The following is a 12,567-nucleotide window of genomic DNA, read 5'->3' on the forward strand; positions in this document are numbered from 1 at the left end:
AAAATAAACACTCGTTTTTTGCAAAATTTTCTCCCGTTACAAATTAACCAAACCAAAACATACTAAAAATGAAAAAATTAAATATCAATCTGCCTACTACTTTAGCATTTATACTAATTGTAGGCCTTTCAGGTTGCAGAAAACAAGAACAAATAAAAATTGGTTTTCTCTACAGTTCGGATGTGACCGTTCGTTTCTACAAAGAAAGTCATTTTTTTAAAGAACATGCCGAAGCGCTTGGTGCACAGGTCATCCTCGACCACGCAAATGATAATGATGCTTTGCAGTACGACAAAGCCATCGAAATGATGGATCAGGACATTGACCTTTTGGCACTTATTGCCGTAAATGTCAATACTGCCGAAAATATTGTAAAAGAGGCTAAGGCTCGTGGAATTCCAGTTCTTGCGTATAACAGGCTTATCTCAAATTGTGATCTGGATGTTTACATTTCAGGTAATAATGAACAGCTGGGTAAAGATATGGCCGGATATGTGGTAGAACAGCGACCTCAAGGTAATTATATTATTCTTGGTGGTGACCGATTCGACAGAAATGCGGTTGAATTAATGGCCTCAATAGAAAAAACACTAAAACCGCACATAGAGTCGGGTAATATCAATATTCTGTATAAAACTTACATTGAAAACTGGAATCCTGATCATGCCGCTTATGAACTGGATCAGGTTCTAGCCGCTTATCCACAGTCGATAGAGGCCGTCATTGCATGTTTTGACGGCATGGCTGTCAGTTGCATTGAAGTTCTGAAAAAATACAACCTGGATGGCAAAGTCATTGTTACTGGTCAGGATGCACAGCTGGAATCCTGTCGTAGAATTGTGGAAGGAACACAGCATATCACCCTCTACCACCCCTTAAAAGATATCGCCTACAAAGCGGCCGAGGTTGCCATCGACATAATTAACCGTGTCAAACTTGAAAAAAAATACAACATTACCTATGTAAATAATGGCTTTGAAGATGTTCCTACCGTTCAAATTAATTCCATTCCTGTCACCAAAGAGAATATAGACGATGTTTTAATTAAGAGTGGATTTTACAAACAGGAAGAAATCTATCAATAATTTTCCGAAAAGATTTTAATGCATTGCAGTTGTCCATTTGAAAAAATAGTCGAAAATCAAAGCCAAAGACCATAAATCATCAACTCTTAACTAAAACATCAACCCTCTTACTACCTGTTTTATAATTCCTTACTGCATTCAACCTAATCTAGGTTGAAATGCACAGTAAGGAAGTAGATGGGGTATGCCATAAGTCAAATCTAACTTAAAAATTATCTCTCGAACTACTTATTTTTTCTTAATCTCAATCCTATTTCCATAGATCTTACTATTACCCCCGGCATCTTTTGGCCTCTGAAGTTTAAAATCTATCCCAAAGTAAAAGAGACCAATAGCAGGTGTAACCACCAGGATATTTCTGAACCACCAGAAAATTTTTAAAGAAAACACCAATAAAAACTAAATCCATTTCTAAACCAAGTGTAAAAAAATACGTAGTAAAGTTTGTTTTAAAATTCAAAAGAATTGATTAAAATGAAAAAGAATCTTTTCCTTCCTTTTGGTGTAATAATTTCTTTATTAATGATCACCCTCTCTGGTTGTGGAAAAAAAGACAAAATCAAAATCGGGTTTCTTTACAACTCTGAGGTAACGTTTCGTTTTTTCTTAGAGGGCAACTTTTTCAAAGAACATGCAGAGGCACTTGGAGCGCAAGTTATTTTAGATCATGCAAATAACAATGATGCTTTGCAGTACGACAAAGCAATAGAGATGATGGATCAAGACATCGACCTTTTGGTGCTCGTTGCTGTCAATATCAACACTGCAGAAAATATTGTTAAAGAAGCAAAAGCCCAAAATATTCCTGTAATGGCCTATAACAGGCTGATATCAAATTGTGACCTGGATATTTATATTTCAGGCAATAATGATCAATTGGGGAAAGACTTGATAGGATATGTAATTAAACAAAAACCTAAAGGAAATTATATCATTTTGAATGGTGACCGATTCGACAGAAATGCTGTCGAATTAATGACTTCCATTGATAAAACCTTAAAACCACATATCGAATCAGGAAATATCAACGTTTTGTATAAAACCTATATCGAAAATTGGAATCCCGAACATGCCGCTTTTGAATTAGATCAGATATTATCAGTTTATCCACAATCTGTTGATGCTGTCATCTCCTGTTTTGATGGAATGAGTGTCAGTTGTGTCGATGTGTTAAAAAAATATGGACTTGACGGGAAGGTTATCGTCACCGGACAAGATGCTCAAATAGAGTCGTGCCGCAGAATTGTGGAAGGAACACAACATCTTACCCTTTACCACCCGTTAAAAGATATCGCTTATAAAGCTGCAGAAGTTGCCATCGATATTGTTAATGGTGTCAAACTCGAAAAAAAATACAACATTACCTATGTGAATAATGGCTTTGAAGATGTCCCCACCGTTCAAATTAATTCCATCCCCGTTACCAAAGAGAATATCGACGAGGTATTAATTGAGAGCGGATTTTACAAACGAGAAGAAATTTATCAATAAACATTAGATATTAGGCAAATAGGTCGTTAGGTTATTAGGCTATTAGGCTATTAGGCTATTAGGCCATTAGGCTGATAGGCCATTAGGCGATAAGATGTTAGGCTAATTTTACACTAAACAATTTATATCTACATATTTCTATTTTTTCTACTTATATCTTTTATTCTGGCATCTGGCCTCTAGCCTCTGGCCTCTGGTTTGTGGTTTGTGGTCTACCGTTCTGCTGCCCCTCCGGGGCTCATGTTGTATATGGTTGGACTATTGCTACAAAGGTGTCGCCGCTCTGCGGCTGGCACCATTAGGCCGCTAGGCTGATAGGCCATTAGGCGGTTAGGTCATTAGGCCGGTAGGCCGGTAGGTTGTTAGGCTATTAGGAAAATAGGCCCTTAGGCCATTAGACCATTTTTCCATCATACAATTTATATCTGTTTTATTTCTATTTATATCTATTTGTATCTACCTTATATCTATTTATTTCAATTTATATTTTATGTCTGGCTTCTGACTTCCGGCCTCTGGCTTCTGGTTTGTTGCTTTTTACCTATAAACATGGGAGTCCTTCGGACTCCGTATCTAATAGCCTAATGGCCTAATGACCCAATGGCCTAACTGGCTTCTGGTTTGTTGCATCTAAGCTATAAACATGGGAGTCCTTCCGACTCCGTATCGCATCGAAAGTCCCAATTGTTTTTACTCTGTATCATTGCGCATGGGGAAGGGTAATTACCGGTTTCTATTATTATGCCTGACAGCCTATCCCTCGCTCACCCCCTAACCCCCTAAAGGTGGAACCGCCATCGCACACAACTTTCAAACGGCCTAATCGCCTATCAGCCTAATGGCCTAATTGACCTCTGGACTCTGGCTTCTGACCTCCTCTCACGGCCTTTTCCCTTTTTTCAAAGCCTCGACTAATCCACATTTATTTTCGCTTTCTCGTTCAACTAATCAGCGAACACGCTTCAGTATGCTTTTATTATGTTTCAGTAATTGATTTCCTGAACTTCATTTGTTCCCATCATATTTTTGTCCAACTAAATACAAGGACAACTATTGCAGGTTTTATTGAATTTTATTACAATGTTTTATATTTCCATACAAAATATTTGAACAGTTTTTTTAACTTAAACCTTGAAAACCATGTACCCAAACAAACAATACAAACATTTATTAATCACGGCAATAGCTGGTTTATTCATCACAACGGGGTGTTCCTCAAGAAACAACGAACAAAACCAAACTGTCCCTATCGTTAAAACGGTTCGGGTTCAATATCAAAACGACCGGTTTACCAAAAGTTATCCGGCACGTGTAAAAGCTGCCTCAAATATCAGATTGGCCTTCAGGGTAGCCGGACCTATCAAAAATATTTATGTAGACGAGGGAGACCAGGTTCAAAAAGGTGCTGTAATAGCCCAATTAGACCCTCGCGATTATGAGCTTCAGTTAAATGGTACTGAAGCTAAATACCGGGAAGTTAAAGCAGAGGTAGACAGAATCACCGCCCTTTACAATAAAGGAAAAGTATCCGACAACGACTACGACAAAGCCGTTTCAGGACTCAAACAAATTAAGGCTTTGTACGAATCTCACAAAAATGCCATTAAAGACACCAAATTAATTGCCCCATTTGCCGGAACTGTTACCAAAGTTTTTTTCGATGAACAGGAAATCGTAGATGCCGGTATGCCCATAATTGCATTGGCCGATACCCGAAATCTGGAAGTTGTCGCTCATTTACCTGAACAAGAATTAGACAACAAAGAACGTATCATGAACGTTGTTTGCCATAGCATTTATCACTCCGAGCAGCAATGGCCATTAACTTTGAAAAACATCGTTACGCAAAGCAATGTCAATGGTTTATACCCTGCTTATTTTAAATTTCCCGATAATAATATTGAAGGTTTATTACCGGGAATGAGCGTCAGAATTTCTTTTCATTATAAATCGTCAGACAAACCTTACTTCTCGGTCCCTTCAACCGCTTTATTCGAAAAGGATAATGCCTCGCACGTCTGGAAGGTGGATACCACCTCTTCCATGGTAAATCGGGTCAGGGTGAACATTATCCGTATCGATGCCAATGGTAATGCCCTTATTGAAGGCGATTTAAATCCTGACGATATTATTGTATGTTGTGGTGTCCATGCCATTCATGATGGTGAAAAAATAAAGGAACAAAGTCCTTCATCCAATACCAATATTGGAAATCTACTGTAAATAGGAAATGAGTATCCCCCTCTGACAATGGAAAACTTATTTCCAAAAAATTAAACCGGCAATTAGCAATGACAGAGTTTGCATTCAAAAACAAGACATTAATTTACTTTTTTTTGATGGTGCTTGCCATTGGCGGAATCTTTTCATTTCAGTCGATGAGCAAGCTGGAAGACCCGGAAATAAAAGTCAAGCAGGCCCTGGTGGTAACCATCTATCCCGGAGCTTCGGCTCATGAAGTGGAATTGGAGGTCACCGATGTACTGGAGAAAGCCATTAAAACCATGGGCGACATAAAACAAATAGAGTCCCGCTCAGAAGCCGATTATTCGGAAATAAAAGTAGAACTGGACCCAACCGTTAGTCCGGAGCAAATTGAACAAAAGTGGGACTTGCTACGACGTAAAGTTAGCCGTGCTGCTGCCAGTTTACCTGAAGGGGCCCAACCACCCATGGTTGTGGATGACTTTGGCGATGTTTATGGCCTGTTTTATGCCATGACATCCGATGGCTTTTCCTACGAAGAAATGCACCGATACGGTTTACTGGTCAAGCAAAAACTGGAAGAACTGCCCGAAGTGAAGCGAGTCGAAATTTACGGCGACCGCAAACCCTGTATCTACATAAACATGAAACAAGACCGGATGGCCAACCTGGGCGTTCATCCTGCCGAAGTATTGAAAACACTCAACGACCAACACAAAATGGTGTATGCCGGCTATTTTAATGCCGGCAACGAACGTATTAGAGTGGATGTGGGGGAAGATTTTAATAACCTGAATGACATCCGCAACCTCATCATCCAGGGTCATCAAGACGACCAGGTGAAATTGAGTGACATTGCAGAGGTCGAAAAAGCCCTCGAATCACCCTATCGTGAGGCTTTACGCTATAATACAAAACCGGCACTCGGTATTTCCGTCGCCATGCAATCGGGGAAAAATATTATCAAACTCGGGGATAAAGTAGATAAAATTCTTAGCGACCTAAAGGACGAGCGCATTCCTGCCGGCATCGATTTCAAAAAAGTATTTTTCCAGCCCGAAAAGGTAGAAGAAGCCATCTCAACCTTTATGTTTAACCTGTTGCAGTCTATAGCCATCGTAGTTTTAATTCTTATGTTGACCATGGGATGGCGGAGCGGCTATATCATAGGTTTTGTATTGCTACTAACCATCCTTGGCTCGTTTGTAATACTGAAACTTTTTAATGGTACACTTCAAAGGGTTTCGTTAGCATCCCTTATCGTGGCCATGGGTATGTTGGTCGACAATGCCATTGTAATTGTCGACGGTATTTTGGTGGACCTAAAAAATGGTATGGACAAGTCGAAGGCCCTGCTAAATACAGCCCGAAAAACGGCATGGCCACTTCTGGGTGCTACCCTTATTGCCATTTTTGCTTTTCTTCCCATATTTCTGTCGCCCGACACTTCGGGTGAATATGTTCGCGACCTTTTTATAGTATTGGCCGTATCGCTTCTTCTGAGCTGGATTCTCGCCCTTACCCAGGCACCATTAATGGCCGACAAACAATTTAAAAACCTAAAAATATATAATAACGATTCCAAACCTTATAGTGGTCCAATCTATACCTTCCACAGAAAATTTTTAAGCTATCTGCTCTACCACAAAACAATAGCTATTGCTATCGTAACGCTACTAATGGGAATTAGTGCCCTCCTGTTTCCGCTAATTCCTCAAACCTTTTTCCCCGACCTGAATTACAATCAGCTTTACATTGAATATAAAATGCCAATCGGAACAAGAATTGAAACCGTTGACAAAGATTTATCGGAAATTGAGAATTATCTGCTGAAACAGCCGCAAATCACAAATGTCACCACCAGCCTCGGGGGAACACCTTCGCGGTACAACCTGGTGCGTTCCATCGCAGAGCCTTCCATGAGATATGGTGAGCTCATCGTTGACTTTGTGGATGAACAAGCCCTTAAAGAAAAACTACCTGCAATACAGGATTATCTTAACACTAATTACCCACAAGCCTATGCTCGGGTAAAACGTTACAACCTGATGTACAAAGACTTTCCTATCGAGGTGGTTTTCTCGGGACCCGACCCGGCCATATTGAAGAACCTTGCCGCTCAGGCAAAGGCTATTATGGATAAGGAACCCGGAGCCATATTAGTGACCGATAATTGGGAGCCCGCCTCTAAAGTTATGGTGGCCCATTATCAGCAGGCTCTGGCTCGCAGAGCGGGTCTCTCCCGCCCCGACATTGCGCTGTCGCTGCTCACTACCACCGAAGGGTTACCTGTTGGTACTTTTCATGAAGGTACCCGCTCTTTGCCAATCTATTTAAAAAGCACCGGTATTGATGGTAAACAGGTTGACAATTTAGAAACTGCTCCTGCTTTTAGTACAGTTCCCTCCCTATCTGGTAGCGACCCCAAAACACTAAGTGATATTTTTTCCGGTATTACCTCTTATGAAGATATTCTGGAGTCAACCTTTGGGGCAATACCTCTTAACCAGGCTGTTAAGAATATTGAAGTAACATGGGAAGAACCTGTTGTAAGACGTTTAAACGGGCAAAGGGCCATCAAAGCTCAATGTAATACGGCACCCGGTCTCACCGCCGACGATGTCAGAAACCGCATCCGCGATAAAATAGAAGCGATACCTCTGCCCGTTGGTTACAAAATGGAATGGCAAGGGGAATTTCAGGCCAGTTCCGAATCACAACAATACCTTTTTATGTATCTGCCATTGGCCGTGGTCTTGATGATAGCATTACTTATTGCTTTGTTCAAAGATTACAAAAAGCCGCTTATCATCCTCCTCAGCCTGCCCCTCGCTTTTATTGGCATTGTAATGGGTATGCTGCTTACGGGCAAGGAATTTGGTTTTGTGGCCATTGTCGGTGCGCTCGGGCTCATGGGGATGATGATTAAAAACGGTGTGGTTTTACTGGATGAAGTGGAACTACAGCTTCGGCAGGGGAAAAAGCCTTTTGTTGCACTAATGGACGCCTCTACATCGCGACTGCGTCCCGTTATGATGGCTTCACTGACTACTATTATGGGAATGATACCCCTTATCAACGATGATATGTTCGGTTCTATGGCGGTAACCATGATGTCCGGTTTATTGATTGGAAGCATCATTACGCTTATGATGGTGCCCGTATTATATGCCATATTTTTCCATGTTATTCATCCCTTAAGTAAACAAGCTCAAAAACAACAACTATGAAGTCACCCATTATATCGACCATAATAGTACTAATATGTTATAACATACCTGCGACGGCTCAAATAGTACTGAACCGCCAACAGTGTCGCGAAATGGCGCTGGAATATTCCGAAACCTTGCAACTATCACAAAACCAACACGAACAAGCTGTTTTAAGTAAAAAAATAGCAAAGTCCGCTTTTTTCCCTAAAATAGAAGCATCGGGTACTTACCTTTACAAACCCGATGCTTTGGAATATTCGCTCGAGGGTGGTTACCTGCCCACCTATTTGCCCGATGCCGATGGCGACGGAATACCGGACCCTAATATAGTCCTGTCACCCGACGGAACACCTGTTTTAGATGCCGGCAAGAATCCGGTCTTTAACATGTATGCCTTCTTGCCGGACATCAACCTAAACATTGGCCTGGAAGGCGTTACTATGGCCGGCTTAACTATCCAACAACCCCTCTATGCCGGGGGTAAAATTCGTACTGCCAATAAAATGGCCAAAACAGGCATCGACATCGCCGGATTACAGGTAGAGAAATCCCGCGCCGAGGTACTGGCTCAAACCGATGAAGCTTTCTTCCGGTTAGTTTCTTTGTCTGCCAAAAAAAAGGCGGCCATCCATTACCAAACGCTTTTGGATTCTCTTACTTCCAATATACAAGCAGCGGTGAACGAAGGTATGGCTACCAAAAACGACCTGCTAAAAGTACAGGTTAAAAGAAATGAAGCATTACTCATGGTGCAAAAGGCAACAAACGGCGAAACCTTGGCTCGCATGAACCTTTGCCGAATAATTGGACTTCCTCTGCAAGCCGATATTTCAATCTCGCCGGAACAGAATGATACAATTTTTAAACCTCAACTTATAGAAACAGAAGCATCACCTGATGGTCGGCCCGAATATCAACTATTAAACAAAGCCATCGAAATAAAAAAATACGAATCACGCATAACCAAAGCAGGCATGTTACCTGAAATAGGGGTCTCGGCAGGATATCATTATTTTGTCGGAATGGAATTAAATGGAATGGATTCCGATGAATTCTCTTTTATGGCACTTGCTTCCGTCAAAATACCCATCTTTCATTGGTTCGAAGAACAAAATAAACTTTCGAAAGCCAAATTACAGGAACAAGCAGCTCAACTACAGTTAGAAGAAACCGAAAAACTCATAGCCCTTGAAATAGCACAAGCTAAATATAACTTACAAGATGCATTAAAACGATTCGAACTAACACAAACTGCACTGGAGCAAGCAACCGAAAATCTTGAAACCAGTCAGCAACAATTTGAAGAAGGCCTGGAAACACTGGTGAACCTTCTCGAAGCCCAGGCTCAATGGCAAGAGGCCTTAAGCAATCATATCGATGCACAAACCTCTGTTAAACTTATGGAAACCAAATTCCTTAAAGCTATGGGAAAATTAAATTAATTTAGAGGCCAGAAGTCAGAAGCTAGATGCCAGAAATAATTAATGGATATAAGTGGATATAAATGGAAATAAGTAGATACAAATATAGATATAAGTAGCTATCGGCCTAATGACCTAATGGCCTAATGGCACTCTGCGAAACTCTGTGTTTCCTCTGTGAAATTTTAAATTAGAAGCCAGAAGCCAGAGGTCAGAAGCTAGATGTTATTAAACGATATAAGTTGATATAAATGGAAATATAGTAGATATAAATAGCCTATCGGCCTAACAACCTATTGGCCTAATGGCCTATTGGCGCCAGCCGCGGAGCGGCGGCAGAACGGTAAACCAGAGGCAAATACCCTCGCTCACCCCCCAACCCCCTGAAGGGGGTGCACCGGCCCGCGAAAGCCAGAAGCCAGTTAGGCCATTGGGGCATTAGGCTATTAGATACGGAGTCCGAAGGACTCCCATGTTTATAGATTAGATGCAACAAACCAGAAGCCAGAGGCCAGAGGCTAGAAGCCAGATGTAAGAAACCAGATGCCAGAAAAAAAGATATATGTGGATATAAATAGATATAATTAGAAATATAATGGATATAAATTGCATGCTGCAAAATCAGCCTAACATTCTATGGTCAAACAGCCTAATGGCCTAGTGGCCTATCAGCCTATCGGCCTTTATTGTCAGCCCCAGCGGGGCGGCAGAACAGTAGACCAGAGGCAAATACCCTCGCTCACCCCCCAACCCCCTGAAAGGGGTGCACCGGCCCACGGAAGCCAGTTAGGCCATTGGGGCATTAGGCCATTAGATACGGAGTCCGAAGGATTCCCATGTTTATAGATTAGATGCAACAAACCAGAAGCCAGATGTCAGAAACCAGATGCCAGAAACCAGATGCCAGAAAAAAGATATATGTGGATATAAATAGATATAGGTAGAAATATGATAGATATAAATTGTTTAGTGCAAATGGCCTAACATTCTATTGTCTAACGACCCAATGGCCTATTAGCCCAGCAACCTAATAGCCTAATGGCCTATTGGCCTATTGGCCTAACAACCTAACGGCCCAATGGCCTATTAGCCCAGCAACCTAATAGCCTAATGGCCTATTAACCTATCGGGGAACTTTGAAATTATTATCTTTCGAGGCCCTGCACCAATAGAGAACAAATACTAATATCAGGTAACAATTTAAAATTTGAACAGCATTGACATTTGAAAAAACATCCATACAAAAAAATGAGATTGAGCCTATTCCGGAAGAATTTAAAAAACCGGAAAAATCGATTATTGACAAAGGCTGGCGTCCCGCCCTGTGGCGTTTTCTTATCATCTCTTTTATAGGCTTTTCTGTTATAAAATTTGTATTTCTTATGTTTGGGGATGACCAGGACCCGCGCAAAACACCACTCCCCTTCTTTTTGTCTATTTTAGCTTTTAACCTGGCCAGCGAAGGCAACATTATCATTAATCGTTATCTGGACAAAAAGGCACCGTGGTTTTTCAGCATTTCACGCCGGGTAAAAAAACAGTTAATTTTAAGTTTCGTGTGGACCTCATGTCTGGTTATTCTTTCATTGATGGTGCTGCCCGACCATATCTATGCCGAGCCTTTTTTCCGTCAAGCCGCCCTTCTGACCATCATTTTGGGATTTTTGTTTGTGCTGATATTTAACAGTTCACTATTTATCAAAAGCTTTCTTTTAAATTGGCGGAAGTCACTTCTGGAAGTGGAAGCCCTCAAGCAAGCCAAACTGAAAGCCGATTATCGGATTCTGCAAAATCAACTTAACCCCCACTTTCTCTTCAATAGTTTTAGTACGTTAATTTCCGAAATTCATTATAACCCCGGACAGGCCATTGAATTCACCCAAAAACTGGCTGAAGTTTATCGATATGTCCTCCAAAAAAGAAATGAGATAACCGTACCGCTCCATGAAGAATTACGTTTCCTGAATGATTTTATTTACTTGCATAAAAAACGTATGGGCAACTCTTTGGAAGTACATATCAACATTCCGGAAGAACAGATGGATTACCATGTGCCACCGCTTTCTCTTCAATTACTGTTGGAAAATGCCATAAAGCACAATCGGGCATCGGAAAAGTGTCCCTTAATCATTGAAATTGAAATAGCCGGGGGCCGTTGGTTACAGACCTGCAACAACCTCCAGCCTAAAAGGTCGGTATCTTCTACTGGTACCGGATTGGAAAACATTGCCCAACGCTATAAATTGCTCACCGGCGAAGACATTATTTTCGGAAAAACCGAAAAAAAGTATTGCATTAAGTTACCCCTACTCCTGAATGCCGAATAAATCTGATAACCATGAATATATTAATTATTGAAGATGAAATACCCACCCGTCGGTTAATTGCCGATATGATAAAAAAATTACGACCTCAATGGAATATCTCTGCCGCCATGGGTTCCATTGAAGAAACCATCGAATTTTTCGGGCAAAACCCTCAACCCGAGCTAATATTTATGGATATTCAGCTTTCGGATGGCAATTGTTTTGAAATATTTAAACAGATTGACGTAAAAAGTTTTGTCATCTTTACCACGGCTTACGATGAATATGCCATCCAGGCCTTTAAGGTTAACAGCATCGATTATTTACTGAAGCCGGTCAATATGGACAAACTGGAAGAGGCTATTCAAAAGTTTGAACGCCTTTTCACACAAGCAACGCCACCACCTGCGTTAGTCGATTACCAAACCATTGCCAAAATCATTTCTACCGGAAAGCATAACTACCGTTCCCGCCTCTTAGTAAACTTACATAATGGTTTTCAGAAAATTGATGTAGTGGATGTGGCCTGGTTTAACAGCTCTAACAAGGTGACCACGGCTTTCACCTTTGATGGCAATCATCATATTATTGATTTTACCCTCGACCGCCTCGACAAGGAACTAAACCCCGAAATGTTTTTCCGTGTTAACCGTCAGTACATCCTGAATATTGAGGCCATACATCGGGTCGAAAACTGGTTTAACGGCAAATTAGTCATCAAAACAAAGCCCGCTAATTCTGAAAAGATTATTGTAAGTCGTGAAAAAGCAAAACGTTTCAAAGAGTGGGTTAATCATTAGATGTACGTGCCGTTGTTATCCGGCACGTTAACCTAAGCAGTATTGAG

7 protein-coding genes are annotated in these 12,567 nt (G+C 41.1%); all 7 read left to right on the forward strand.

Going from position 1 to position 12,567, the window contains the following annotated elements:
• Positions 1-68: 68 nt before the first annotated feature.
• Positions 69-1,085 carry a substrate-binding domain-containing protein gene (locus tag BM130_RS13275; RefSeq protein WP_010527464.1) on the forward strand — a complete coding sequence of 339 codons (1,017 nt, stop codon included), beginning with the start codon at positions 69-71 and terminating at the stop codon, positions 1,083-1,085.
• Positions 1,086-1,559: 474 nt separating this feature from the next.
• A complete protein-coding gene (locus BM130_RS13280; protein WP_010527465.1) occupies positions 1,560-2,576 on the forward strand; it encodes a substrate-binding domain-containing protein in 1,017 nt (338 codons plus the stop codon).
• A gap of 1,140 nt (positions 2,577-3,716) precedes the next feature.
• Positions 3,717-4,799, forward strand: coding sequence for an efflux RND transporter periplasmic adaptor subunit (locus tag BM130_RS13285; protein WP_010527466.1), 1,083 nt, complete (start codon positions 3,717-3,719; stop codon positions 4,797-4,799).
• Positions 4,800-4,867: 68 nt separating this feature from the next.
• On the forward strand, positions 4,868-8,011 hold the full coding sequence (locus BM130_RS13290; protein WP_010527467.1) for an efflux RND transporter permease subunit: 3,144 nt from the start codon (positions 4,868-4,870) through the stop codon (positions 8,009-8,011).
• On the forward strand, positions 8,008-9,435 hold the full coding sequence (locus BM130_RS13295) for a TolC family protein (RefSeq protein WP_029626579.1): 1,428 nt from the start codon (positions 8,008-8,010) through the stop codon (positions 9,433-9,435). Before BM130_RS13290 ends, BM130_RS13295 begins: the two co-directional genes overlap by 4 nt.
• A 1,196-nt stretch (positions 9,436-10,631) precedes the next feature.
• On the forward strand, positions 10,632-11,741 hold the full coding sequence (locus BM130_RS13305; RefSeq protein ID WP_010527469.1) for a sensor histidine kinase: 1,110 nt from the start codon (positions 10,632-10,634) through the stop codon (positions 11,739-11,741).
• An 11-nt stretch (positions 11,742-11,752) separates the two neighbouring features.
• Entirely contained in the window at positions 11,753-12,520 is a 768-nt protein-coding gene (locus tag BM130_RS13310; RefSeq protein ID WP_010527470.1) for a LytR/AlgR family response regulator transcription factor, read from the forward strand.
• The last annotated feature ends 47 nt before the right edge of the window (positions 12,521-12,567 follow it).

Source organism: Thermophagus xiamenensis (assembly GCF_900112795.1).
GTDB classification, from domain to species: domain Bacteria; phylum Bacteroidota; class Bacteroidia; order Bacteroidales; family Marinilabiliaceae; genus Thermophagus; species Thermophagus xiamenensis.

Excerpts from the sequence above, each read along its gene's own strand:
- BM130_RS13275 (WP_010527464.1), top strand. The coding sequence starts at position 69 with ATGAAAAAATTAAATATCAATCTGCCTACTACTTTAGCATTTATACTA.
- BM130_RS13280 (WP_010527465.1), top strand. The coding sequence starts at position 1,560 with ATGAAAAAGAATCTTTTCCTTCCTTTTGGTGTAATAATTTCTTTATTA.
- BM130_RS13285 (WP_010527466.1), top strand. The coding sequence starts at position 3,717 with ATGTACCCAAACAAACAATACAAACATTTATTAATCACGGCAATAGCT.
- BM130_RS13290 (WP_010527467.1), top strand. The coding sequence starts at position 4,868 with ATGACAGAGTTTGCATTCAAAAACAAGACATTAATTTACTTTTTTTTG.
- BM130_RS13295 (WP_029626579.1), top strand. The coding sequence starts at position 8,008 with ATGAAGTCACCCATTATATCGACCATAATAGTACTAATATGTTATAAC.
- BM130_RS13310 (WP_010527470.1), top strand. The coding sequence starts at position 11,753 with ATGAATATATTAATTATTGAAGATGAAATACCCACCCGTCGGTTAATT.